General features: G+C 33.2%; 23 protein-coding genes and 1 other RNA gene. 12 read left to right on the top strand and 12 right to left on the bottom strand.

The annotated features are described in order from the left end of the window. Positions 1 to 292: 292 nt before the first annotated feature. Both CBP76_RS04105 and CBP76_RS04100 read right to left on the bottom strand, forming a co-directional pair. The gene (locus CBP76_RS04105) at positions 293 to 3,580 is read right to left on the bottom strand and encodes a hypothetical protein (RefSeq protein WP_102195671.1); all 3,288 of its coding nucleotides are present in this window, start codon (positions 3,578 to 3,580) and stop codon (positions 293 to 295) included. Positions 3,581 to 4,094: 514 nt separating this feature from the next. Further along, the gene (locus tag CBP76_RS04100) at positions 4,095 to 4,445 is read right to left on the bottom strand and encodes a hypothetical protein (RefSeq protein ID WP_102195670.1); all 351 of its coding nucleotides are present in this window, start codon (positions 4,443 to 4,445) and stop codon (positions 4,095 to 4,097) included. A 141-nt stretch (positions 4,446 to 4,586) separates the two neighbouring features. Here CBP76_RS04100 and CBP76_RS04095 point away from each other — a divergent pair, with 141 nt between their 5' ends. The 3 genes from CBP76_RS04095 to CBP76_RS04085 all read left to right on the top strand — a co-directional run bounded on the left by CBP76_RS04095 (position 4,587) and on the right by CBP76_RS04085 (position 5,961). Next, a complete protein-coding gene (locus tag CBP76_RS04095; RefSeq protein ID WP_102195669.1) occupies positions 4,587 to 4,907 on the top strand; it encodes a helix-turn-helix domain-containing protein in 321 nt (106 codons plus the stop codon). Positions 4,908 to 5,261: 354 nt separating this feature from the next. Further along, on the top strand, positions 5,262 to 5,594 hold the full coding sequence (locus CBP76_RS04090) for a DUF1722 domain-containing protein (protein WP_342746072.1): 333 nt from the start codon (positions 5,262 to 5,264) through the stop codon (positions 5,592 to 5,594). A 1-nt stretch (position 5,595) separates the two neighbouring features. Then, the gene (locus CBP76_RS04085) at positions 5,596 to 5,961 is read left to right on the top strand and encodes a TIGR02328 family protein (protein ID WP_102195668.1); all 366 of its coding nucleotides are present in this window, start codon (positions 5,596 to 5,598) and stop codon (positions 5,959 to 5,961) included. 171 nt (positions 5,962 to 6,132) lie between these two features. Here CBP76_RS04085 and ssrA read toward each other — a convergent pair. Continuing rightward, positions 6,133 to 6,498, bottom strand: a transfer-messenger RNA (tmRNA) gene (ssrA, locus tag CBP76_RS04080). A 182-nt stretch (positions 6,499 to 6,680) separates the two neighbouring features. Here ssrA and CBP76_RS04075 point away from each other — a divergent pair. After that, positions 6,681 to 7,328 (top strand): DUF3862 domain-containing protein, encoded by a 648-nt coding sequence (locus CBP76_RS04075; protein WP_166667172.1) that lies wholly within the window; start codon positions 6,681 to 6,683, stop codon positions 7,326 to 7,328. A gap of 59 nt (positions 7,329 to 7,387) precedes the next feature. Beyond that, positions 7,388 to 7,648, top strand: coding sequence for a zinc ribbon domain-containing protein (locus CBP76_RS04070; protein WP_102195666.1), 261 nt, complete (start codon positions 7,388 to 7,390; stop codon positions 7,646 to 7,648). A 263-nt stretch (positions 7,649 to 7,911) separates the two neighbouring features. Here CBP76_RS04070 and CBP76_RS04065 read toward each other — a convergent pair whose 3' ends face one another. The 3 genes from CBP76_RS04065 to CBP76_RS04055 are packed head-to-tail and all read right to left on the bottom strand — an operon-like array spanning position 7,912 to position 9,604. Next, positions 7,912 to 8,664 carry an SDR family NAD(P)-dependent oxidoreductase gene (locus CBP76_RS04065; protein ID WP_102195665.1) on the bottom strand — a complete coding sequence of 251 codons (753 nt, stop codon included), beginning with the start codon at positions 8,662 to 8,664 and terminating at the stop codon, positions 7,912 to 7,914. Positions 8,665 to 8,679: 15 nt separating this feature from the next. Further along, positions 8,680 to 9,279, bottom strand: coding sequence for a hypothetical protein (locus tag CBP76_RS04060; RefSeq protein WP_102195664.1), 600 nt, complete (start codon positions 9,277 to 9,279; stop codon positions 8,680 to 8,682). A gap of 13 nt (positions 9,280 to 9,292) precedes the next feature. Beyond that, entirely contained in the window at positions 9,293 to 9,604 is a 312-nt protein-coding gene (locus CBP76_RS04055; RefSeq protein WP_102195663.1) for a DUF2316 family protein, read from the bottom strand. A gap of 109 nt (positions 9,605 to 9,713) precedes the next feature. Between CBP76_RS04055 and CBP76_RS04050 the strand changes: the two genes are divergently transcribed. After that, the gene (locus CBP76_RS04050) at positions 9,714 to 10,268 is read left to right on the top strand and encodes a TetR/AcrR family transcriptional regulator (protein ID WP_102195662.1); all 555 of its coding nucleotides are present in this window, start codon (positions 9,714 to 9,716) and stop codon (positions 10,266 to 10,268) included. On the opposite strand, the gene CBP76_RS04045 is transcribed toward CBP76_RS04050, so the two are convergent. Then, the gene (locus CBP76_RS04045) at positions 10,257 to 11,405 is read right to left on the bottom strand and encodes an MFS transporter (protein WP_102195661.1); all 1,149 of its coding nucleotides are present in this window, start codon (positions 11,403 to 11,405) and stop codon (positions 10,257 to 10,259) included. The genes CBP76_RS04050 and CBP76_RS04045 overlap by 12 nt on opposite strands. A gap of 93 nt (positions 11,406 to 11,498) precedes the next feature. After that, positions 11,499 to 12,254, bottom strand: a complete 756-nt coding sequence (locus tag CBP76_RS04040; RefSeq protein ID WP_102195660.1) for a hypothetical protein — start codon at positions 12,252 to 12,254, stop codon at positions 11,499 to 11,501. 250 nt (positions 12,255 to 12,504) lie between these two features. On the opposite strand from CBP76_RS04040, the gene CBP76_RS04035 reads away from it, so the two are divergent. Further along, positions 12,505 to 14,988: an isopeptide-forming domain-containing fimbrial protein gene (locus CBP76_RS04035; protein ID WP_102195659.1), complete on the top strand. Its 2,484-nt coding sequence runs from the start codon at positions 12,505 to 12,507 to the stop codon at positions 14,986 to 14,988. Between the two features lie 123 nt (positions 14,989 to 15,111). Here the strand turns inward: CBP76_RS04035 and CBP76_RS04030 are convergent, their stop codons facing one another. Next, complete coding sequence (locus tag CBP76_RS04030) at positions 15,112 to 15,750, bottom strand: GNAT family N-acetyltransferase (RefSeq protein ID WP_102195658.1); 639 nt, start codon at positions 15,748 to 15,750, stop codon at positions 15,112 to 15,114. A 309-nt stretch (positions 15,751 to 16,059) separates the two neighbouring features. On the opposite strand from CBP76_RS04030, the gene CBP76_RS04025 reads away from it, so the two are divergent. Both CBP76_RS04025 and CBP76_RS04020 read left to right on the top strand, forming a co-directional pair. Beyond that, positions 16,060 to 17,244, top strand: a complete 1,185-nt coding sequence (locus CBP76_RS04025) for an MFS transporter (RefSeq protein WP_166667174.1) — start codon at positions 16,060 to 16,062, stop codon at positions 17,242 to 17,244. A 172-nt stretch (positions 17,245 to 17,416) separates the two neighbouring features. After that, positions 17,417 to 17,737 (top strand): DMT family transporter, encoded by a 321-nt coding sequence (locus CBP76_RS04020; RefSeq protein ID WP_102195656.1) that lies wholly within the window; start codon positions 17,417 to 17,419, stop codon positions 17,735 to 17,737. On the opposite strand, the gene CBP76_RS04015 is transcribed toward CBP76_RS04020, so the two are convergent. After that, complete coding sequence (locus tag CBP76_RS04015) at positions 17,734 to 18,408, bottom strand: YoaK family protein (protein WP_102195655.1); 675 nt, start codon at positions 18,406 to 18,408, stop codon at positions 17,734 to 17,736. The two genes, CBP76_RS04020 and CBP76_RS04015, sit on opposite strands and share 4 nt — an antisense overlap. Before the next feature lie 134 nt (positions 18,409 to 18,542). On the opposite strand from CBP76_RS04015, the gene CBP76_RS04010 reads away from it, so the two are divergent. The 3 genes from CBP76_RS04010 to CBP76_RS04000 all read left to right on the top strand — a co-directional run bounded on the left by CBP76_RS04010 (position 18,543) and on the right by CBP76_RS04000 (position 19,971). Then, on the top strand, positions 18,543 to 18,788 hold the full coding sequence (locus CBP76_RS04010; RefSeq protein ID WP_102195654.1) for a transposase: 246 nt from the start codon (positions 18,543 to 18,545) through the stop codon (positions 18,786 to 18,788). A gap of 75 nt (positions 18,789 to 18,863) precedes the next feature. Then, the gene (locus CBP76_RS04005) at positions 18,864 to 19,724 is read left to right on the top strand and encodes a glycerophosphodiester phosphodiesterase (protein WP_245865586.1); all 861 of its coding nucleotides are present in this window, start codon (positions 18,864 to 18,866) and stop codon (positions 19,722 to 19,724) included. Between the two features lies 1 nt (position 19,725). Continuing rightward, positions 19,726 to 19,971, top strand: coding sequence for a DUF3781 domain-containing protein (locus CBP76_RS04000; protein WP_102195652.1), 246 nt, complete (start codon positions 19,726 to 19,728; stop codon positions 19,969 to 19,971). A gap of 168 nt (positions 19,972 to 20,139) precedes the next feature. On the opposite strand, the gene adhE is transcribed toward CBP76_RS04000, so the two are convergent. Continuing rightward, entirely contained in the window at positions 20,140 to 22,758 is a 2,619-nt protein-coding gene (adhE, locus tag CBP76_RS03995; RefSeq protein ID WP_102195651.1) for a bifunctional acetaldehyde-CoA/alcohol dehydrogenase, read from the bottom strand. 285 nt (positions 22,759 to 23,043) lie between these two features. Beyond that, entirely contained in the window at positions 23,044 to 24,720 is a 1,677-nt protein-coding gene (locus tag CBP76_RS03990; protein ID WP_102195650.1) for an oleate hydratase, read from the bottom strand. Positions 24,721 to 24,889: the final 169 nt, after the last annotated feature.

The raw sequence follows: 24,889 nt of genomic DNA, 5'->3' as shown, positions 1-24,889 counted from the left end.
TTTTTTTATTTTAGAATAATTAAACTATAAAAGTATTTAACTTAAAATTTTCCATCACGTTCATACATTTGTTTTGATGGACATTTAAAAACAATAATATTTAGCCGTTTTAAAATACGGCTATTTTTTTCGATCAAATTCAAATATCATATAAAAGGATTTTTTCCATATTTATTAAACAATTATTTTCTAGAACAAAATAAATAGATCTCAATATCTAAATCACAAAAATATTGAGATCTATATTCATAATTTTAGAATTTATTTTATTAATTAAAATCTTTTTGTAATATCAATTATTTGGAATCCCATCAACCGCACTCCATGTTATATTTCCAGAATAGCGCCCTGATTTAATATTAGTTCCGTTTGCGTTCATCAACCACTTTCCTGGTCCTACAAATTCAGTAAGAGAATTACTTCCTATTTTGTTAAATCCTGCACTATTCAACATGGCGCCACTCGAATTTATTGGAATCCACCTGCCAGTATCCTTTTGCTTAATGAACAGTAGTCCCTGACTATCAACTGCTTGAAGTATATTATCACCATTCTTTATAGCCGTATCACCCAAGGGATCATATGAAACAGATATTTGATAATATGGACTATTCGTATAGTTCATTATATTAAGATTCCCAACAGTTTTAATATTATTAATATTTGTAATACTAAAAGGAGTATGCGTCCCAAAATCAATGTCACTAGGCACCTCTTCGAAACCCAACCAATCTTGTGGCTCTATCGTTGATACATTTGCATTTATAGGTGTGTCATCATCGGTTTCTAAAATACTTGGTAAATACTGTATTTCAGAAGGAGTTTCTTGAGTTATTTTAACCTTAAAAGTTATAGTTACACTTTGCCCAGAATCAATTTGTTTAAGATCAGTTATGCTATCAAGGTTTTTATAGTTAACATTTGATCCATCAGAAGAATAGTTAACATCTACACCATCACTTACTAAACTTAGTCCTTTTGGTAATGATCCCTTAAAAGAACCTCCCTTAAAACTTCTTCCATTAGCTTCAGCTTTGAAAATTAACTTATAATCTATAGTTTCTCCATACCTTGCAGTAACCGCATTAGAATAGCTATCATCTGTATCATTGTCTTTCTTCAATTGATTAGTAAACTTAGGCTTCAAAATATTAGGTTCAACAGCAATCGTTTGACTATCTGTCTTCGTAATATTTGCCCCATAATTACCATCGGCAAATCCATTGATATCTTTACCACTTGCCCAAGCCTTATTTACTAAAGGACTTAGTCCGGAACTAGGGTCTCCAGCAAGAGGATCGATGGTCGCATTGTAACTTAAAGTCAGACTATCCCCTTCCGATAAATTAGTAGTTGTATCGAGCGTTAGGATAGTACTGCCATCGGAATTTTTATCGTAAGTTGCATTAGTAGGAGATTGAGTTGTCCCATCATTTAATTTTAACTTCAGTGAATCTTTATCAATATTCAAACCTTTAGGGATAACATCTTTAAAGATAATAGGACCCCACTTACTGTATTTGACCTTACCTTTATTTTGAGCAGTCAAAGTAAAGTTCAATACATCATTGATCCTATTCTTTCCGTCTCCTCTAGAAGCTTCAGTGGCGTTTTCAACTCCCTTTTTAAAATCGGGAACACTTGGGAAACTGTCCTTCTCTACATCAAATGGAGTAGACGAATATGTTGTCGAAGCAGTTGGTTTGGTATCGCCGGGTTTAACAAATACATTCTGATCTATACCGCCAACACTCACATCAGTTTCTGAAATTGTGCTACCTCTAGCAGAGCCATCGATAGTCGTATCATACGTCAATATTTCGCTTCCTGTTCCAATCCAAGAACCACTATTCGAATTAACAGTCAATGTTCTACTAGAACTATCGTAACTGTACTTAGAACTAGGAACTGCATAGGAAGCATTATTTCCAAGTTTTAACTTTAAAGAACTGAGATCAATATTTAAACCATCGGGAATTTTTACTTTAAACACCAGTTCTCCCCATCTGGCATCCGAATTTCCATTCTGTGCTGCCCATGTAAATGACATCGTATCGTCAACATGATTTTTCCCATCTTTTGTGGTGGTATTTTGCATAGAGCCATTTAATACAGGTATAACTTTGTAGCTATTAATAGCCATCTTTGAGTCAGCTGATGTAGTGGCTTTCCCATCATCAGTAGTAGTTGTATAGCTATTGCCCTTAAGACCATAAGTGGCATAGGACTCACCATTCATCTTAATATAGTAAGGATTACTACTACTTGTATCTAAATACTTATTTAAGAAATCATTATTTGATAACTGATCGGAACTTACGGTACCTGTAAAAGTGAAAGTATATTGTTGGTTGACTAGCGCATCTTGAGATTTTGCGGTAGCAGTATAATTGCCACTGTCGTCATGACTCAAATTAAAATTACTAGTAACATCTTTTCCCGAAGAATCTGTAACACTAAGGTTCATTTTACTAGAATCTAAATCAACTGGAGCTTTGAAATGTAGTGCGTAATTATCCAAATATGTATTATCAGGTTGTGCGGGAAATGTTTGAACCACGTCCCAGCTGATATTATTTTTCTTATCAGAGTTATCATTAGTATTTCCTATGACATCTGGTGAAGATATTTCTGTTGGGGAAACTGCAGTTGCACCAACACTGTAGTACATGACGGTTAGATAATCATAAAATAGTAGGTTAAGAGTTCCATCACTTGCAGTAAATAGTTCTGAAAAACTATTATAAGGCTCTTCTGTGTCACCTGTAGGCGTATTAGATGCTATGAATAAGCTCTTATTGTCATTAAAAGGGGCAATCCCATATACTATCCTACGTTGCGAAGAGCCATAACCTTTTGCAACTCTTGCGCCCTGATAAGATTGTGGATCAATATACATACCTTTATAAGCTGAAAGTCTATTGCTTGTGAACACGCCACTAATATTTTTTATTGGAGTAGTGGTTCCACTTTTTACAAATTGAACCTGATTGAGAACATATTCTTTTGATTTAACACTCCCCATTCTTACCTGTAAGAAATTAGAGAGCGCAGTTGTATATTGGTTATCAGTAGTACTAGATGAAATATGGGGAATATAAATGGTATAAGACCCAGTTGGATTACCATTATACTTATTTGGCACAAGGATATTGTATATAATATCCACACTTGTTCCTTGATAATATCCAATATTAGTTACTCTTAATTTTGTTTCACCCTTTGCAGAAATATTAGAATTATGATTAGTTGATTTTTGTAGAGTTTCATTTCCATTGGCATCTATTAGATAATACGTTGTCTGAGAAGTTAGTTTCGGAGAAAATGAATATTTAGCTGGTACAATATCATCACTCCCATAAACCCCCGGAACCTCAGAAGACCCATCGTCATCTAACAATGCTGTCCAATTTTTATCAGAGGAAATTGCACTATTTCTATTGGGCCTATCACTTGGTGGAGAAAAGCTATCGTTAGAAGGTAATAGCTGATCTGCCCCAACAATTTGATATTTAAAACTGAATAAAAATAGAAAAGTAAAAAAGAAAGAAAATACACATTTTTTCACATTAGTTTTCATTTTTCCCCTTTCCTGTTTTACAACTTTTTTGTATACTAAATAAATTTTTAATATTATTAGGATCTAGATTACCTAGTATTTTAAAATTCAAACAGAATTATCTAAATAAGTTTCTATTAGTTGCGGTGGAAACGATTTAATCACATTTCAAATAATATTATTATTTTCGTTTGCAGTATTATTTAGTTGTACTTTCATCATCTGAATTAGCGGTAGCAAACTACCCTTTTTTATTTATAAGAGTTTCTATAATTGTTATCAGATCTTCGTTAGTTGAAATTTTAAATTTTTATGATGGCAGAAACAGTCGACACTCTAATCTCCTAGAAGTATCAAGAGCCGTATATATTATTTACGAAATGACAATTTTGTGTCCCAATAATATTCTTAACTGGTTCCTCAATATTAGAATCTATATATTCAATATCGTTATTAATCTATGTACTTAATTCCAAGAATACCATGGCAATATAATATATAAGCTTGTCGTCATTACACCCACCATAGTTGACCATCATTTGAACGAACTACTTTGGCACCCCCCCGTTGTTAATTGCGATTTTGAACCATCCGAATTGTAAACATAATACTTAGTATTTAAAGTTAAAATAGGTGAAAATGCATATTTGGAATCTATTGGTGTATCTACAGACGAAATGCCAAGGTTATCCAAGGAAGGATTATTGGTATCATCTAAAAGTTTTTGCCAATAAGTAAGATAATTAGAATTAGTTGTCCAACTAGATGGTTTTGTATCAGGAGTTGGTAACAAAGAAGCAGCTGAACTGTTCTGATAATTGGAGCAGAAAAATACTAAAAAAATTAAAATAAAAGCTAAACAGGAAAAAAACCTTAATTTTTTCATAGGAGCAACCCCCTTTACCCTCTTTATAGAGTATTATAAGACATCTATGTGCATATTTTTAACATTATTTAAAAAACGACTGTTTTTTGCAATTTCGCTCGTTGCTCACATAAGGTAGCTTAAGCTAGGGAGTATAAAAATATGGCTAAAAGTTACAATGAATTTATCAGACAAAGAAGATTAAGTAAGGGACTAACAATCGAACAACTTGCTGAGAATTCTCACGTTTCAAGATATACAATTTCAAGATTAGAATTAGGAGAATCAGGAAGTATCTCTTTATCAAAGTTAGAAAAGATTGTTCATGCCCTAGATATGGAGGTAGGAGATATTTTTAAACAAAGCTCTATTGATGATAAGACGGATAATTTTTTCAAATTCATGAATTCAATGCAAAAAAAAGATCGCCAATCATACATAGATTTATTTATGGAAATAATTGGTTTTGTAGATAATAAATAAAACTAATTATAAAAAAAACAGTGACTAACACCTTTATTTAAGTGTGTTAATCACTGTTTTTTTTATTCTCGGTAGTAATTATTTGATTTATATCGGTAATTCATTATAACAATAAATAATTACGGTGTTCTTATTAAACTTGTTTTTATTCTTACAAAGATTTTAAAAGCAATTATTAAATTTGAAACATAATTCTTTGTATTCAAAACTCAATACATATATGATTCCAATTCATAAAACATTAAACTATTCAAAGTACTAAATAATTTGATATGGTTAGATAAATATCACGACTAAAAGGTGATGATAATTATTAATTGGCAAAACGAGTGGGCATATAATAAGTATTGGGTAATGTCGAAATCTCAAAAGATGTATGATAACGTTCGTTTAATGGCTAAAAATAATGAATGGTCTGAAACTAAGAACATCGAATTTGAAAATATCATAGAATCTTTAGAGAACGTTCATCCCACAAAGGAAACATTAACAAATACTTATCAACATATTTGGGGATACTTTAAAAAAATATGTACTGATTCTGAAAGAAAAACCTATGTTAAATTGATTGTATCTTTAGAACCTGAAAATGATCAATTAGGATTCTTCCTAAAGGACCTAACTTATAAGTATCAAATAAAGTATCTTATGCAATCAAGAATAATAAGAGAATTGAGAAAGAAATAAAATGAGATTGTGGCATGAAGATTTAATTTCAAAATTACCTAGGCAACAATTACTAGGCCAACATAGAGAAATTGCGGCTCTTAGAGGAAACGGTTGGGGTAAAAAACATTCTACCGTGGATTACGCCTTTAAATACCCTCCTTATAAGCTATATCAATTTCATCTGTTAGTTATGAATGAAATGATTTGTCGTGGATATAAGCCTAATGAAAATTGGTTTAATCCAAATTATAGAGGCGCACATTGTGAACCATATAATAATCTAGAAGAAATACCTAATACATATCCCATATATCCTGAACATAATGACATATATTTAAAGGAATGTATCAATAACTTGAGAACTAAGGGAATTTCTATCCAATAATCTTTTTAAAAGACAGTTCATTGTGATCAGTGCCTTTTATCTTTTTATAAAAGAAAACTACATAACTATAATGGTACAGTTCTACTAGTAATATTATTATTCAAGGTTATTAAAATAAAAAGTCAGTTATATCAAGACCCTAGGTCTCTTTATAACTGACTTTTATTTTAATAATGGAGGTGAGGGGAATTGAACCCCTGTCCAAGCGTAATGCTATGCAGACATCTACACTCATAGTTGTATCATTTAAAGTTTCGCTACTATGAACGCCATACAACTAGGCTAACCAAAGCAACTATTCCGATCAATCTCTTTTTAACTATTCAGAATGCATAGTTAAACGTAGCCCAATATTTTTGAGACCCATTTCTAACCCTTGGGCGAAACTAGAATGGATCACGCTTAGACTGTTTTTAGGCAGCTAATGCGTAAGAATTATTATTTTTTGCAGTTATAATAAACTGAGTGTTTTAAAGGGACACGAGACCCTAAGTGCAGTCTGCACGCTACTACACATGTCGAATCCAGAACACCCCCATGGATATTCATATAATACATACTATCTAACTTTTAATTAATTAGCAAATAATATGTTGCAATTAATTAAATATAACTACATCAGACATACTATTAGTATTTTCAATGAAAATAAAAGTGCATTAATAATGCTACTTTCCTCAACTCTTGATAAAATAGTCTTTGTAAACGGAGGTATGAAAATGATGAATGAGAATGAAAGAAAACCTTTCTATAGACGGAATTGGTTTTGGATCACAATTCTTTCCATTTTTATTGTAGTTTCAGCTACGACATATGTGGCAAACTACTCATTCTATCAAGGTAAAGCCGACCAAGCATCTATTAGTCAAAGTAAAAATGTAGCTAAGAAGAAGGCTAAAAAGAGTCCTTCATTTATTGAAAAGTATAATTCAATTAAAACTGGAAAAAACAGTCTCAATAAAACTGATGTTATAAACCTTCTCGGTCAACCTAACTCGACTCAACAAATTGATGCCGATAGTAAATTGTACAATCTAACCTGGAATGGTACTGAAAACGATAACGATATCTCAATTCAGATCACTTTTTCAAAAGATCGAGTAATTTCTAAATCTATCCAAGGTTTAAATATTGATAGAGCCCAGTTATTAACTACTGAAGATTTCAATAAAGTTCAAACTGGCGATAACTATAATCATGTATTAAATACTTTAGGCGATCCAGATGATTACTCTGAGGATAACGGTATTAAAACTTTAACTTATGAATCCAATCTATCTGAAATAGACTCTACTCAAGATGCCTTTATTAAAATTGAATTTTCTAATAACGAGGTTATTTACAAGTATCAACAGAATTTGAAATAAAATTCAATTTAATTAATGATATTATTAATTTATAAACAAAAAAAGGTAGAAATATATTTATGGAAAAATTTTGTCAAAGTTGCGGAATGCCCTTAACGAAATCCAATCAGGGAACTGAAGCTAATAATGGTAAATCAAGCAAGTATTGTAACTTGTGTTATAAGAATGGTAATTTTACTCAACCAGACATTAGTTTTGAGCAAATGAAACAAATTGGATTAGAAGGGATTGACCATGGAAACAATGGTGCAATCAAAAAATTTATTTTAAAACTTGGATATCCAATGCAATTGAAAAATTTATCACGTTGGAAAAAATAAAGTAAAAGAAGATGGAATTCATGAGCGAAAATAATCCATACTGCCATCAAGAAATGGTTTGTCACGAAGGTTGCCGTTGTTCCAGTTCAGATGGCACATGTCATTGTCCAATGCTAGATGATAAAAAATGCGCTTGTAACGGACATTGCGGCAGTAAGAGAACTGATACAATTTAAAAAGCTCCGATTTCGAGCATTAAAGCAAGATCCAGTAATCAAAATACGATTACTGGATCTTGCTTTAATTTTATCCTAAAAACCTTTTTACCAAACAACAATCCCATTGGTGTTACTAAATGTAGCCGTATCCAAATTACTAAAATCAGTGGCCAATTCTATAGTTCGAGCTACTCCAGCCTGAACTGTTTTACCACCATGCTCTCTTACTAATTCAGGTTTTGCACCAGCAAACTCTGTCGCCACTAATCCTGGATCAATTGCATTTACAGTAATGGGTAAATTATCACTCTGTAATTCCTTGGCCAATTGCACAGTAAACATATTTACTGCTGCTTTAGAGGATTGATAACCTACAGCTGAGGCATGATAAACTGAGGAATTATTATCTAAAGCCGAACCTATCGATCCCATCATACTTGAAATATTAATGATTTTGGCCTGCGGTGCTTTTTTTAGTAAAGGTAACATTTCTTGCGTTACCCTTATTAATCCAAAATAATTAATTTCAAAGTCTTCTCTGATTGTACTTAACTCTAGCTCTGATGGAGCTATATGTTTGTCAAAAGTAGCTCCAGCATTATTAATGAGTGTTGTTAAATAACCATACTTACCATTAATATATGATGAAGCTTTACTAACAGATTCAGAATTAGTTACATCCAATTGAACAACATCAACAGATAAATTATCAGCTGTTAATGATTTAATTGCTTCTTGTCCCTTTTCCAAATCTCTAGAACCGACTATTACTTGCTGTCCCTTTTGACTCAATTCTTTAACAATCTCAAAACCCATACCACGATTCCCACCGGTAACTAAAGTAACTACTTTACTCATTTTATAACCTTCTAATTATAATTTAGTTTCTTGTTGCAACCAAGTTTCTGCTTGAGCATACAATTTATCAATATCCTCAGGTCTATCCGTTCCTAATAAATCATTGCTAATATCCCCACCAGCTGCTTTTCTAACATATGCTAAAAATTGATATGATGGTCGTAAACCTTCCAAATCACTAGATTTAATATGTAAATCTTGTCCGGCAATTACTGGACGTAGATCATCATTCTCATTAATTGACGTCATTTGACTAATCTTCCATTCACCATTTCGTTTCTCAACTCGATAAATTAAACGACGATAAGATTCAATTTGTGCCAAAGTCCCATTAACCATCATTCGCATATGTGTACAGGTTGGCAACTCTACATAAGCCCTTTTTTCATTCAGGTGAACAACCGCTGGGCTAATATTTCCGACAATAGTAAATCTAGGATCTACTTCTTTTGAATCTGAACCAATAAAAGTCGATAGTGGTCCTTGTTGCCAGCTTGTTGCTACAGTTGCATCAGGGTAATAACAATCGGCAATCTCTGGATTATGTCGAGCTCTAAATAATCTCTCACGTGCAACTAATTCACTAATTTCTGCTATATCTTCGCCTTTGCTCATAACAAAACCTCCATTAATATTCTCCACTAGACATTTGACGATTATCAATCACACGACTATTCAAAAACCAATAATGATGCCAATCTCCTTTTAATGCTGTAAATTGAACTGGAGTTTTACCTATTTCTTCAACTTTTTCAATCAAATAATTACGTAAAATCCAAGGATCATTAATTGATGATTGATTTAAATCAAATATATGCTCTAATTTTGTAATACTAATATCAAGATCATCTGCAATTTGTTTTTCTGATAAACCACTTAATTCAAAATTTTCTCTTAATTCACTTCTAGTAGCATCCATCTGTTGTGGGTTTAATGACATTTTAATTTCTCTTTTCCAATACAAAATATTTAGTATGGAATATTATAGTAAGCTATAATCTAAAATAGAAGCCTATTTATGATACACATTATTGGAAAGTGTCACACATATGAAAAAAGTTCAAATTGATAATTATATTAAAATCGATAAACGTACACATAATACTCACATTAAATTACTAAAGGCTTTAACAAATGAATTTAGTAATGGCACCAATTTTGATAACCTAAACGTCCAAAAGCTTTGTAAATCGGCAAAAATAAGTCGAGCAACTTTTTATCGACATCATCAAGATATGACCGATATTCTCACTGTTGAATATTTAATTCTCATTCAAAATATTACTGAGGAAATTAATAATTTATCCTCAGTATCCTACAGTTCAATTTCCAATATAATAGTAACCAACATATTAAAAAAGCCTACTCTACCAGAATTAGTAGAATGGGCTCATTGTCGTGATCGAATCATTCCTTTAATTAATGGCATAATTCAACGAGTAATGATAAGTATAGAAAATATTTCTAATCTTCATTTTATTTCAGAATTTATCGGAAATGATCTCTATCAATTTTCACTTCAAATTGCTAAGGAAAAAACCCTCCCCAACAGACAAGACACTCTAAATCTTTTTCTAAAAATCATTCCTAATTTAATCGATTAATTCTTGACGTCCACGTTTCAAAATAAATAATGAACTAATTAAAATAGCAATAGCTGCTAAATAGAGAATATCGTATGATGTTCTCATAACTAACATACCACCCAACAGAGGTCCTATTGCTCTAGCAAAAGTTGCTGCCATACTGATAATACTTTGATATCTCCCTGCCTCGGCTTTAGGGGTTGCTTCGCTGATTAAGGCTGGAATTCCTGGATAAACTAGCATCTCACCTAACGTCAACAGGACCATTCCTATGGCAAAAGACAAATATTTGGTTGCTCCGATCAAAGATCCAAATGCTACGATAAAGAAAATTACCCCCGTTGGAATTTGAATTTTTTTAAACCAGGCCTGATTTTCAGCTAAATGATTTATCAATGGTAGAAAAACAACAATTACAATCGCATTGATTGTCCACAAAAGACTATACTTGCTAACTGGAATTCCCAAATGTGTCAAATGTGCAGAGATATTACTACTCCATTGTGAATACGAAACCCAAGTAGTACCCAAAAAGATAGCTATCAAAGCCGTCCCAGGTTGCAACTTGGTTTTTTTATGTTTGATTTTCTTAATATTTTTCCTAGTGACCTCTCGATTGTTGTACCAAAATACTACCAAAATAAAGAATAAACTTAAGAAAACAAAATTAGCAATAAATACTAAGGTCATTTGAACACCCGCTATATAACCACCTAAAGCTGTTCCGATAGCGTTTCCTAAATTTGTTCCAACATAAATGGCATTAAAAAGTTTGTATTTATCCACTTCATCAATTTGTGCTCCAAATGAATTGATAACTGTGAAGGCACTTCCGACTCCAAATCCTAAAATTGGCAAAAGAATCGGATATGCTGGCCAGCCGTGATTAATTATTAATCCTATCAAAGCAAACATACCGATTAAGGTACTTAGCATAACTGTTTTGTGACCGCCAATTTTATCAAATAACTTCCCGCCAGTATAATTTCCTAAAAAAGTTAATAAGGAATTAAAAAATAAGATCGTCCCCGCCACCGCCAACGATTTATGTAAATAATTGTGGATAAAAATAGTATTTATCGGCCAAATGAAACTGGCTCCGACCGACTCCAGAAAAGCCCCTAATATTAAAGCTTGCGCATTTACCTTTTTCATATCAAAGTCCCTCCTTCAAAAAAAGACCGCCAACCGAAAGTTGACGATCATTGTAATATAACCAAATATTAGCATTTTAAAATCCACTGTCAATTATTCAACAACTGTCAATTCATTTAAAGTTTTGCCATCAGGACTTTTTAATTGTAGCCAACTATTAGTTCCTGCAAAATAAAGAAATGTTCCAACTTCATTAACGCTGCTCAAAGTAACATCCGCAATTAAAATATTATCTTTAATCTTGCTTTGTTGTTCTTCACGCAGACGTAAACCAAATCTACCAGCAAAACCGACTACTCCAGCTTTAGTTAATGGAGTTTTTGCGACTAATATTGCACCACTTTTAATAACGAATTCTGTACGTTTGGTCCAATAAACTGTCGCTTTACTTCCTTTATAGTCAATTGTTAATGGTACATCAGCTAAAGATTTAAGATATTTGTGTCGTGGTTTGACTGCTTTCTTCTTAGTAGGAACTTGTACTCCTAACGCTGTTAATAATGGATAGATGTCACTCCAATATTCTTGGTAAATTTGAGCTGATTCTTTGGATATCGTTACTTGATACTCAGCATCTAACTGATTCAAATTTAATTTTTCATTCAAGAAACCAAAGAAATCTTCTGAAATTATATTATCTGGCAGAGACAATTCAATAATATTCTCATCATAATAATCACCAATGGTTCCCATATTCATTTTGGACAAAAAATGCTTTTTATCAATACTCAAATAAATCGAATCCTCATTAAAACTATCTGGTTTTCCAAAATAATAATTTATTAGACTCGCTTCACCAAAATCAATTGAAATTCTAGTATCCGATATATTTCCTTGAAAGTTTATCATTATAATTTTACCCTCTCACTTATAATTAGAATTTTAACATAACATGAAAGTGAACAGCTCGACTCTTTACATTATGCAAGTACATTTTCTTAGAAAAAAATGTACTGTTTTTTGGCAAAAGACCAACTTTTTATAATTATCTTTACCGAATGTGAAGTTGCATTACCATTTATAAATTTTATAATTTTAATGATATAAATATATAATTAGTTTCATTTATCACTAATTATTTTTGTTGGGGGAAATAATTATGAAATTTCTTAAATATAATCGAACCTTGCTGGTCTTTATGGCCGCAATTTTCTTTTTCTTTGTAGTTACTCCTACTCACAATGTTCAAGCGGACACTGTTAACGGAGTAGATTACAGTTTTGATGATGGTGTAAATAATTGGTCAAAACCTACTACATCCACATCTACATCTACTTTTGGATTTATACCAATAGGAAATGGTCTAGAACTTGGTTACGGTTTTGGACTAGCCCAAACAGCGAACAGTACCTATCCTACGAATGCCGGTGATTCGACAATTACTAATTCATCGGTAAACTCAGGTTCCATGAACACTTCCTATTCCAAAATGAATGTTTTTTTGAAAAATAGTAGCAATCTATATATCGGATCCACCTTTCAAGGTTATGCCACTTCCACTTCGGATTTAACTCGTGCATCTGGTGTTTCAATGACCTCACCTGATTTTTTGATCACTCCACCAAATACTTTCAAGACAGTTCAATCTGATAACTCATCGATTCTTGGTGGAGGAAATTATCAGTATGGATCTCACCCTTCGGATGTCTCTGGTTTACATAATAAAGCCTATTATACAGCTACCGTTGATGGCAAATCTTACTTTAAAATTGTTGGTGTTCTAACACGTAACAATAGTACTTATGGAAAATATAATTTAACCATAGAAATATTGTTAAGACCATCACCAACCAATTCTGCTCTTGTGCAAAGAGAAATGTACGTTAGAAACACCTCAAGTGATCCAGCATCTTTCCAAACTCTCTTTGGAGAGGATACTAAACTCGGACCAACAAATAATAGTGCTGGATATAGTAACGATCGTGTCCCTATCTATGATTTAGGTAATAAAAGTGGTTTATATATAAAAGATTCTTCTTACAGATTAAACATAACTAATGAAACTGAAGATGGTTTTAATAATTACGTAGCCATTGATAGAACTACTAATTCACCTAACTGGGCTGCAAACTATAATACATCTACTGGTGCTGGAGATGAGGTCAATTCTGGAACTGCTCCAAGTACAACTCCAATCTTGAGTAATCCAAATGATACTACTTACTCGTTGAAGTGGAATTCCGTCACTTTGCAACAAAATCAAGTCGCTCACTTCTCTTCAACAATTGGTGAGGTTCAAAGTCCCTATGCCTTACCAACCCCATCTAAGACATATACCAATGAAACTCGTAATACTGGAAAGAACAAAGTCGGTGATACTTTAAAATTCTCCTTAAAAATGGATAATTTCGGTTTTAATAGTTCATGGGCCTTTAATAAACTGGTTGATAAGTTACCAACTGGTTTGCAATACAAACCAAACTCAGTCAGCATCAATGGAGCCAGTTATGACAGTAGTAAGGCCAACTTTGATAGTTCGACTAATACTTTGACCGTAAACCCTGGGGTATCTATTGCTGATGATAAATCCAGTATCGTAACTTTTGAAGCAACGATAACAAATGATGCCAGTGGTAAGACGTTAACAAATACTGGTACTTTTTCAGGACGTGATATGAATACATCACCTATTCCATCAACGGACAGCGATTTTAACGCATCAGTTAAAATCCCCGTAGATAGTTCTAATTTTGGCTATAGTTTTATTAAACAAATAAAGAAAGATGCTGATACGACTTATTCAACCAGTATTGACGAAAGTTCCCCCAATATCGTTGACTACAAAATTGAATTTTCAGTAATAAATGATTCCACTCATACTAACTCTCTAGCAACTGGAGCATTACTTACAGATAAATTACCAGATGGATTATCTTTAGTTGATGAATCCGTTAATTATACGGCTGATAATAGCTCATATAATATATCTAATGGGAACAGCTTAGATAATATCAATGTTGGACCAGTTGCTGCTGGAAAAACAGTTACGTTAACTTTTAAAGCCAAAATTAACCAATCAACGGCTGGACAACTTATTAACTCGGCCACTATAAACGGAGCTAAGACAAGCACTGGAACGTCACTTGGAGATATCACATCAACTATAGCTACATTAAATGTTCAAGACTCCCAAGCATTCCTATCCGTACCTAATATTGATTTTGGTAAAGTTAATATGTATGGCAAAGAAATTACATTGAATAATGTTTCTACTGATGGTGGACTAAGAATTGCTCATCCTAATAGCAATCCATATTCAGTTATGGTTTCATATGACAACACTAATACGGACACTCAAATGAAAAGTGGATCAAACACATTAAGTAATAGTAATATTAATTCTGATGGCAGTGGTTTACTTTTTATCCGTCAAAGAACTAATTCCGCAAATAACCCAGGAACGTTCACGGCCATTTTGCCATCAGGAACACCTCTACAAACCAGTTCATTCACACAAACAGGTTCTAATGTTGATCTATCAGATTACGTTGGTGTCGGTGATTGGAAGATCAAATTAGGCGCTAATACTGAGGCAGGATCATATCAAGGAACTTTAACCTGGAGCATGCAGGATTCTATATAACAAAAAGATTAAATTTCCTTAATAGATAAATACTTCTATCAAACAATTTGGTATTCTTAACTAGTAGGAATCAGTTGTTTTTATTAAAAAAAGTCGCCCACCACGTGGACGACTTTTTTGTATTTAAATGGCCTTTGATAAGACCCAGTCTTTAACATCCCCGTGGCTCAAGTTAACTTTCTTAACTGATTTGACGGAGAAATTATTCTTTTTATAAAATTTAACATTCTTTTGAGTATTTGTTTCCAAAATTATATTTCTATATCCAATCTTTTTGACATAAGGACTAATGTGATTGTTCAACATCTTACTACCAATTCCTTGGCCACGGAGCTTTTTATCTACCGCTAAGTATTCAACCGCACACTTTTTCTTTCCCTTAACAATGTCAAAGAGATCTTCAAACTTAAAGATATCGAATGCATTGAAACCATTGAATCCACTCATAAGGATTTCAGGTAGTAATTTCAAACCATCCATTGATAGATAATCCCAATAACTAATCTGTCTTCCTTGATTAAATTCAATTAGAGCAACTGCTCTAGGCGTTCCCTTTCCGTCAGCTCCAACATAGACCAGACCTTTTTTCATAAACACATTTACCTCAAGTGCAAAATACTTACGCATTAATTTATCAAACTTAGCACTTGAACGAAACTCAGATTGAAACATGTTTTTCGTAGTGATGTATTCTTTAAACGATTCTACTAGTAAATTTATTATCTGGGGTTTATCACTATTTAACCCGCTTCGAAAATCCAAAAATATGACCTCCTTTAAACAGCCATACTTATATAATAGCCACTTATATACCAATTGTCCATTATTAGTCCTCTTTTACAATATATTTATATGCCAAAAGTCATTTTTGTTATATAAAATTAATAAAAATGTTAGTTCGAAGTATTAGACATTAATATAAAAACATTGTATGCTAAATTATAATGTGAGATTTTAAGTTCATACCTAGCCGATATCTAAGTCCTTCTTAGAATATCGGCTTTCTTATAATTAACTACTATCAACAGATGGTAGTTTTTTTGAACTAAAAAATAATATATGGGGAGGGGAATTATGGGAAAGAACAAAAAATCAATCTACATTCTTGTTTTCAGTAACTTTTTAATCTGTTTGGGTATTGGTTTGGTTATACCAGTTACACCATTCATCAAAAATGAATATCATTTTACAACATCACAAATGGGTGTTATGACCTCATTATTTGCTTTTGCACAATTTGTCGCCTCACCTATCGTAGGAAAAATGTCAGATAAAATCGGTCGTAAACCAGTTATTGTTTTTGGATTATTTACCTATATGATTTCTGAGTTTATTTTCGCAGTTGCAACCACTTTACCTATTTTTAATCTTTCACGTATTATCGGTGGTTTATCTGCTGCAATGGTTATTCCAACTTCAATGGCCTTGGGTTCGGATCTTACTACTTTAAAAGATCGTGCTAAAGTTATCGGTTGGCTCTCAGCTGCCTTTAGTGGTGGATTGATTCTGGGACCTGGTCTTGGTGGAATCTTAGCTGGTATTAGCTACAAGACTCCTTTCTGGGTAGCTGGTGTTCTAAGTATAACTAGTGCCATTTTCACTCAAATATTCTTGAAAGAAAACAAAGATGTTCTTGAGCGAGAAGAACAAGAAGCCGAGCAAAAGGCTCAACAAGTTGGCTCGATCAGATCCATATTGACTTTGCCAATGGTAATGCTATTTGGAATGATCTTGGTTTCATCATTTGGTCTTCAAGGTTTTGAAAGTATTTATAGTATCTATGTCAATCAGGTATTTAATTTTGGTTTGAGTACAATTGCTTTAGTCTTGACCTTAAATGGAATTATATCTTTGATTCTGCAAGTGGTTGCTTTCAATTGGATTATTAACAAGATCGGTGAAATGCGTTTGATAAGTATCGCCTTTTTACTAAGCGCTATTTGTGTTTTCTGGATTACGCAAGCACATTCCCATATTGAGGTTATTGTTGCTACGCTAATAATTTTCTCGTCATTTGACTTGTTAAGACCAGCCATTACAACCTTACTTACTAAATCAAGCAAATCTAATCAAGGACTAATAAATGGAATGAATATGTCGTTAACCAGTGTCGGCAATGTCATTGGACCTTTGATGTCTGGAGCATTGATGGATTGGAATACACACTATCCATATTTAGTTGTTACCGTTATTTTAGCAGCATCATATCTCTTAACTTTCATCGTTAGAAAATATCCTATTATTCAACAAGGATAAGAAATACAAACTTTGTTGTGTTTTTCATATTTGCCATTTATCTTTTTATTTGCTAGAATAATTTGAAATTAATAAACACCGCCGGGTGTCAAATACAAAAAGTACTCTTACCAATTCCATTAGGCCAAAGAAGGAATTGCTAGGAGTACTTATTTTTTTGGAGGAAAACACTATGAATTGGATCTATTTAATTACAGCAGGACTTTTTGAAACTGTTTGGGCCACAACTATGAAATTGAGCCATGGTTTCACTAAATTGAACTATACAATTCTTACAATTATTGGCTTAGCCTTGAGTATGGGATTACTGGCTTTAGCAATCAAAAAAATGCCTATGAGTTTAGCCTATCCTATTTGGACTGGTATTGGTGCCGTCGGCTCGATCATTGCAGGGGTGGTTATCTTTGGAGATAAAATTTCACCTTTAACATGGGGCTTCGTTGCTCTGTTACTAATCAGTATTATTGGGATCAAATTTACTTCTGGTAGTTAAGCATCTCGCCTATATAATAAGATTGTGTAATAAGTTCCCACAATAATTAATAGGATCGGTACAAACCAAATTGTTTTAAGGAAAAACCGTTTCTGTAAGAGTGCTGATACAATAGCTCCACTAGAGAAACCCAAAACTAATTCAAAATAAGTTTTAGCAATAGTAATATTTTTCGTTCGATGATGATAAAAATATTCAACAAAGGCAATAACAGACTTTTTTAAATTACCAGTAGAGAAAACATTGTTATAACCTAAACCTTCAATTTGGTCAAAGGCAACGTTTTGCATTGCCATTACAAAAGCTAAGGGTGGAACAACATATAAATTAGAAATATTTTTTGGCAAGAAACCAACAATTATACAAACAATAAATTCTGTTATCAAACTAACAAGACGCCAATAATGACTTCGATTATTTTTATGTTTAAGTAGTTCAACCGCAACTATACCTAGACAGAAGAATACCATCGTCGCAAATTTGGTAATTACTCCCGGCAAATTATGACGTGCAATATCTACACTAAGAAAAATAATATTCCCTGTTTGACCAGCAGCTAGCACATTACCCCGTTGAACAAAAGTATAGGCATCAATAAATCCGCCAATAAAGGTTAATCCAATAGCTATCTCTCGTAATTGAAATAGTTTAAAACTTTGAAATCTCTTCATATTCTTTCCTCTTTAATCTCTTAAGACTATCTTATCAAATTAAAACCGGAAAGATTATAATTTATTGTCTATATATGATGACAGTAATCACTTTTTATATTATGCTTTAGGCAAAGTTGAAAGGACGCGATAATATGTTGTCACCTGAAGAAATTCGCAAAAATCTTGAAGAATCAAACCAACAGGCATTTGAAATCATTCATGATAATCCTTGGTTGATACCAGCAGTATTTGGTACAATGACAATTCCAGTTGCCATTGCTGTGCATGGATTTTGGAAAAATAGACTTGTTAAAAAGCAATTAAAAATTGAGCGTGAAAGAACTAAACAACTAGCTATCAAAAATGCTGAACCCAAGGGACCTTTTGGACTTCACTAATTAATCGTGTTACTGTCTTGCAGTAACACTTTTTTTATGGGTAAAATATGAATATATTGAATTTAAGGAGTAATCATGAAGAAAACTAAAATTGTATCATTTTTGATGACCTTGATCTTTTTTTTACCATTGTCAGCCACTACTGTTAATGCCGCAGCGGCTCCAAAAGCCAAAAATTTAACCTCAATTTCAAATAGCGTCAACCACGCAGAACCTGACACACCTATTGTCTTTTCACACCGTGGTAGTCCCTATAATAATCCTGATCACTCATTCAGTGGCTACAATCAAGCTATAAAAGATGGCAGTCAATATATTGAACAGGACGTTTGGCTAAGTAAAGATAACAAACTTTATGTTTCTCATGATGATAATCTCAAAAAATCAACTGGTCATAATGTCACTATTTCAACATCTAACTCCAGTCAAATTGATAAGGTTAAATTACACAATGGTGAAAAGATTCATCAATTAAAAGATGTTTTCAACCGTTATGGCAAAAAAGTCCATTATATAATAGAAACAAAAAAGAATGCTGGCGACAATACAGATACTGAAAAAGCGCTCATTAAAGAATTAAAAAAATACGGTATGACTAACAATATTATTTTTCAAGATCAAAGTTTGCCTGGCATTAAAGAAGTTCACAATTCTTTTAAAAACATCCCCACACTCTGGCTCTTAGATTCTGTTACTGAACGACAATACAGTGAACAAATAGAGAACGCTCCTCGTTATATTAAATTTATTTCCATCAAACTCGATCAATGGACACCCAAATTAATCAAACTAGCTCATAAAAATGGCTTTAAGACTAATGCTTGGATTCTTAATACTTACAATGACAATTATGACGCATTGAACACTTTAAAAGTCGACAGTGTTTTTACAAATAACACTAAAGAAACCATTAAATTAATCAATAGGTGGAAATAATATGATACCTGCTAATGATATTTTCTTAAAAAACATTTGTTATACTCCATTAGTTTTTGAACGCTTTAACAAAAAACTAGGCACTAAGCTAGATAATGATGAAATAAAACAATTGGTAAATAAAATAATCTCTGATCCTAGAACCACTATTATCAAACAAGGTAAGAACTATTATCTAAAAAATAAAGACATTGAATTAGTTATAAATTCTTATAATTATCGATTGATAACAGCTAATAAAAATTAATATTTAAACACTATTAATTTATTACATCTCCAATAATATTCTGTATAGACACACTCAATTTTTGAACATTGAAGTAAATAAGGACGACAACTCAATTTTGAGCTGTCGTCCTTATTTAGATTACATTAAAAGATCAATTGATCCTACCAAATCTTCTTTAATCATAATTTACTTTTCAATATTCTTTCCAACGTAACAATCTTCAAGAACTTGTTTTAATTCTGAGATTAATGGTTCCTTAGGGTTAGTAAATGAGAATTGATCACCAAAAGCTTGTTCTGATAAACTATCTAACTTCTCATCAAAATCTTTTTTATCAATGTAGTTATCCTTCAAACTCAATTTAATCCCTATTTCATGAGCTAAATCAACAATCTTTTTAACTAAGGCATCTTTTTTAGCCTCATTATTTTCACCAGTTAAACCAATATAACTAGCTATTAAAGCATAATCTGAATCAGCTCTAAAGCTCTCATATTTAGGCCACATTGTAATCTTAGTTGGCTGTTCAAAGTTATAATTAATAACTTGTGGTAAGGCAATGATTGATGCCAAGCCATGTCTAATTCCATAAGCATTAGTTAAAACATCGGTAATTGAATGTCCAACACCAGCAAAAGCATTACCAAATGACATACCTGCTAAAGTAGAAGCATTGTGCATTTCTGCTTGAGCATCTTTATCACCATTAACAGCCTTAACTAAATTATCAAAGACTAATTTGATTGCTTGTAACGCATATGGTCTAGTATAATCTGAAGCCATATTAGCTACAAATGACTCGACAGCGTTATTCAAAACGTCCATTCCTGATTCAGCCATGATTTCCTTTGGCATAGTTTCTACAAATTGTGAATCAATAATAGCAATATCAGGTGTTAGAGCATAGTCGGCAATTGGATACTTAGTACCCGTCTTAGTATCGATAATTGAGCTGAATGGAGTTACCTCAGCACCTGTACCAAAGGTTGTTGGAATAGCAACAAACTGAGCTTTTTCAGGCTTAGGGAACTTATAAGCACGTTTTCTGATATCAACGAATCCCTGTTTAGCTCCAAACAAATCAACATCTGGATGCTCGTAGAATAACCACATATCTTTGGCAGCGTCCATGGTCGTTCCACCACCTAAAGCAATAATGGTGTCTGGTTTGAATAAGTTCATTTGAGTTACACCACGTTGAACAACATCGGTTGTCACAATATTATCAACATCTGAAAACATTGAATATTCAACATGGAATTTGCTCCGTTTCAACTCATCCGTGATTGTATCAACATATCCCAATTGAACCATAACAGGATCACAGACGATCAAAGCACGTTTCATGCCTTCAAGATCCTCAAGATATCTAACTGAGGTCTTTTCATAATAGACTCTTGGTTGTTTGATCCATTGCATATTATTTCTCCGTTTTGCGATTGTCTTAATATTAAGCAAATCAAATGAAGATACGTTGTGAGAAATTGAATTTTTCCCCCATGAACCAGTACCAAGAGTAAGTGAGGGAATCATCTCGTTATAAAGATTACCAATACCACCAATGGCAGCAGGAGTATTAACTAGTACACGACTAGCTTTCATCTTAATGCCAAACTCAGTAGCCAAATCTTCATTCATCGTATGGATTCCAACAGTATGTCCTAAACCACCAAAGTGAAGTAACTCATCAGCCTTTTCAAAACCTTCTTTATGACCACTTACTTTATAAACTGACAAAACTGGTGAAAGTTTTTCAGCTGAAAGTGGTTCTTCAGGACCAACTTTAGAGATTTCTACACCAAGTACCTTGGTATCGGTTGGGACTTTAATACCCGCCAATTTGGCAATACTAAGGGCTGACTGTCCAGCAATAGGTCCCTTAACACCACCTCGTGGTCTGAACATTGCATCGGCTAATTTTTTATGGTCAGATTTTTTAATAAAGTAAACCTTATTTTTTTCAAGCAAAGACTTAACATCATCATAAATATCCGCATCAACAATTGCACTATTCTCAGCGGCACAAATCATTCCGTTATCAAAAGTTTTGGATAGTACAATGTCATTAACTGCACGTTTGATATTAGCAGTTTTTTCAATGTAAGCAGGACCATTACCAGGACCAACACCTAAAGCTGGTTTTCCAGTTGAATAAGCGGCCTTAACCATACCAGGACCACCAGTAGCCAAAACACTAGCTACTCCTTCGTGATTAATTAAATATGTTGTAGCTTCAATACTTGGTTTTTCGATCCATTGAATAACACCTTCTGGAGCCCCAGCTGCAATTGCGGCCTTTAACATAACTTTAGCGGCGGCAACTGAACACTCTTGAGCTTGAGGATGGAATCCAAATATAATTGGATTTCTTGTTTTTAAGGCAATCAGTGATTTAAACATTGCTGTTGAAGTTGGGTTAGTAACTGGTGTAACACCAGCTAGTACACCAAGAGGTTCAGCAACCTTAATCAAACGGTGTTCTTTATCGTCTTCGATAATTCCAACGGTCTTATCACGTTTAATAGAGTGCCAAATTTCTTCAGTGGCATACATATTTTTAATAACTTTATCTTCAACAAGTCCACGACCAGTTTCCTTGTATGCCAATTTGGCTAATTCAAAACTCGCATTTAAACCAGCGATTGCCATTTGATGAACAATGTGATCAACTTGTTCTTGAGTGAAGCTATCCATAATATCCAAAGCCTTGTGAGCTTTGGCAACCATACTATCAATACCAGGTTTTACGTCTTCTTTTTCATCTGGTTTTAAATTTTCTTTTGTACCTTTGGAACCCTTCAACATTTAATTACCCCCAAGATTTAAAAAACACATTTGTTAACTAATTCACGTTTTATCTTATCACTGTGTTTATTTTGTTCAAGCACTTTTAGCTCATTTTCCGATGTAAACGTATTCACGTTGATATATCAACACGTAGTAACTATTTTTATAGTCTTATATTTATTTCACAGCATTTAAATATTCAACTATATTGTGAACTTTTATTCACAAAGTAGACTCTTTAGGCCTTTTTGAGTTCACAAAAAAGGAGTTGAAATTAATTTCAACTCCTGCTTGTGAATTATTTTATCTAAACATTGTCTTAGTAGCACGTGCCATTACTTTAGGATCTTTTTCATAATGATGCATTGGTGTCATTTCTGACAATGGAATATTTAACAAAGTATATACTGCTCGTTGGGCAGCACGGAACGAATATTGTTCAGTAAAGACCATATCAAATGGTTGTTCACAGAATTGACTTATAAAGGCCAAGTTACGGCTATGTTCAGGAACTACATCTGGACGGTCGCCAACTGCTCGTTGGTTAAACAAAGCACTTGCATATGGCATATGAACAGGAATAACGTTCACAATACTCTCCATAATCTCTTCTTTATGATTTGCAATATTATCCTTACTTGGATCAACTGCCGCTAACTGACCAAGGAATTCCTCAAGCATTTCCTTACCTGTCATTTCAATAATAGGCTTTTGAACATAATCTCCATTTCTTCTTGGATACATGAAGTAACCCCAGAAGACTGATTCATTAGGCTTTTGAGCTTTGAAATGTGGTTGATGATGAACAACAATCGACATCAATGATGTACTGTTAATCCAAGTATTCAAGGCATTACCTGGTTCTTGTTGAGTAATACGAGCAATTTCATTAACCAGATAATGATTGTCAGTTGTTACTGTAAAACTCATCCACTCACTTTGAGTACGATCATTGAAGAATTTATCTGGATTACCGAGTGAATAGAATTTCTCAGCAGCCTTCTTCCAAAGCATTGCACTCGGAGCATACTCCATATTTTCCTTAACTGGAGTATCGTAATCGCCTATTGAAGAACTATCGGTAATTGAACCATTAGTATCAAAGACCAAATCATTTTCAGCAACCTCGATGTGACCTTCTTTGTTATCATTATCGACTTCTTCGTATTTAATACCAGTTACGACGATATCATCTTGAAGAGGTGTATCTTTGAATTCCAAATCAGTTACCTTGCGATTATTAATAAATGTTACACCACGGTCTTCCAGATACTTACGCATTGGTAAAATAATACTTTCGTATTGGTTATAAGGGGTTCTTGTAACTCCTTCAAGTGTGTTGATTCGGCTGAATTCTAGAATCATACGATTCATATAACGACGCAACTCCATGGCTGAGCTAGCACGCTTGAATGCAAAAGTAGTTTGCCACATATACCAGAAATTGGTTGTGAAGAAATGTGGAGTACTCTCGAACCATTCGGCAATACTAATATTGTTTAATGTCTCTTCATCTTTTTCAGGCATCAGCATTAATTTACTTAACAAATATCTTTCTTTGTTAGTAAATTGCATATGCTTATAATTATCTTTATTTGGCTTAATACGTGGTCCATCATCATCAATCAAACGACCAACATCATGTGTTGGATGAGCATGGTCAAAGTTCAAAATATCATCTGTTACGGTCTGACCTGGATGATCCAATGAAGGAACCGAACGCAATAAATCCCAAAGATTTTCGTAGGTTTCCTCATTTAGCATACGACCACCCTTGGCTAAAAATCCCTTACTGTTAGATAAGGCCTGATTACCATATTCTTTTTCATAATCTTTCGTAGGAGCACCATCGTTCGCACCATGTGTTTCTAGACCCATCATAGTGATTTGCTCACCATTGAATCCACCATCACGAATTAAATAAATACCAGCTGCTAAATTTCCAATACCGGTACCAATCATGTAGGCTTTTCTCGTCATAATACTGACCTCCATTCAAATCTTACTATTTCATCCTATACACTTTAAATATAGCAGTTAACGTTTAAAAGTAAAGGCTTTCATTAACTTTATGCTTAACTATTTTAATCTATTTTTTGGTAAAAAAAAAGAAATCGAAACAAATTAAAGGCTGTACGATAAATAGAGT

The sequence above is a fragment of the Companilactobacillus nuruki genome (genome assembly GCF_002872255.1).
Classification (GTDB): Bacteria; Bacillota; Bacilli; order Lactobacillales; family Lactobacillaceae; genus Companilactobacillus; species Companilactobacillus nuruki.
The sequence above is the reverse complement of the archived record's forward strand: the minus strand, read 5'-3'. Positions and strand labels throughout refer to the sequence as shown.

What these genes read in the sequence shown, in the direction of transcription:
- CBP76_RS04045 (WP_102195661.1), bottom strand. Translation starts at nt 11,405, where the DNA reads ATGAAAAAGGTAAATGCGCAAGCTTTAATATTAGGGGCTTTTCTGGAG.
- CBP76_RS04095 (WP_102195669.1), top strand. Translation starts at nt 4,587, where the DNA reads ATGGCTAAAAGTTACAATGAATTTATCAGACAAAGAAGATTAAGTAAG.
- CBP76_RS04105 (WP_102195671.1), bottom strand. Translation starts at nt 3,580, where the DNA reads ATGAAAACTAATGTGAAAAAATGTGTATTTTCTTTCTTTTTTACTTTT.
- CBP76_RS03990 (WP_102195650.1), bottom strand. Translation starts at nt 24,720, where the DNA reads ATGACGAGAAAAGCCTACATGATTGGTACCGGTATTGGAAATTTAGCA.
- CBP76_RS04050 (WP_102195662.1), top strand. Translation starts at nt 9,714, where the DNA reads ATGAAAAAAGTTCAAATTGATAATTATATTAAAATCGATAAACGTACA.
- CBP76_RS04035 (WP_102195659.1), top strand. Translation starts at nt 12,505, where the DNA reads ATGAAATTTCTTAAATATAATCGAACCTTGCTGGTCTTTATGGCCGCA.
- CBP76_RS04060 (WP_102195664.1), bottom strand. Translation starts at nt 9,279, where the DNA reads ATGAGCAAAGGCGAAGATATAGCAGAAATTAGTGAATTAGTTGCACGT.
- CBP76_RS04040 (WP_102195660.1), bottom strand. Translation starts at nt 12,254, where the DNA reads ATGATAAACTTTCAAGGAAATATATCGGATACTAGAATTTCAATTGAT.
- CBP76_RS04090 (WP_342746072.1), top strand. Translation starts at nt 5,262, where the DNA reads ATGTCGAAATCTCAAAAGATGTATGATAACGTTCGTTTAATGGCTAAA.
- CBP76_RS04020 (WP_102195656.1), top strand. Translation starts at nt 17,417, where the DNA reads ATGAATTGGATCTATTTAATTACAGCAGGACTTTTTGAAACTGTTTGG.
- adhE (WP_102195651.1), bottom strand. Translation starts at nt 22,758, where the DNA reads ATGTTGAAGGGTTCCAAAGGTACAAAAGAAAATTTAAAACCAGATGAA.
- CBP76_RS04000 (WP_102195652.1), top strand. Translation starts at nt 19,726, where the DNA reads ATGATACCTGCTAATGATATTTTCTTAAAAAACATTTGTTATACTCCA.
- CBP76_RS04005 (WP_245865586.1), top strand. Translation starts at nt 18,864, where the DNA reads ATGAAGAAAACTAAAATTGTATCATTTTTGATGACCTTGATCTTTTTT.
- CBP76_RS04015 (WP_102195655.1), bottom strand. Translation starts at nt 18,408, where the DNA reads ATGAAGAGATTTCAAAGTTTTAAACTATTTCAATTACGAGAGATAGCT.
- CBP76_RS04070 (WP_102195666.1), top strand. Translation starts at nt 7,388, where the DNA reads ATGGAAAAATTTTGTCAAAGTTGCGGAATGCCCTTAACGAAATCCAAT.
- CBP76_RS04075 (WP_166667172.1), top strand. Translation starts at nt 6,681, where the DNA reads ATGATGAATGAGAATGAAAGAAAACCTTTCTATAGACGGAATTGGTTT.
- CBP76_RS04085 (WP_102195668.1), top strand. Translation starts at nt 5,596, where the DNA reads ATGAGATTGTGGCATGAAGATTTAATTTCAAAATTACCTAGGCAACAA.
- CBP76_RS04010 (WP_102195654.1), top strand. Translation starts at nt 18,543, where the DNA reads ATGTTGTCACCTGAAGAAATTCGCAAAAATCTTGAAGAATCAAACCAA.
- CBP76_RS04065 (WP_102195665.1), bottom strand. Translation starts at nt 8,664, where the DNA reads ATGAGTAAAGTAGTTACTTTAGTTACCGGTGGGAATCGTGGTATGGGT.
- CBP76_RS04100 (WP_102195670.1), bottom strand. Translation starts at nt 4,445, where the DNA reads ATGAAAAAATTAAGGTTTTTTTCCTGTTTAGCTTTTATTTTAATTTTT.
- CBP76_RS04055 (WP_102195663.1), bottom strand. Translation starts at nt 9,604, where the DNA reads ATGTCATTAAACCCACAACAGATGGATGCTACTAGAAGTGAATTAAGA.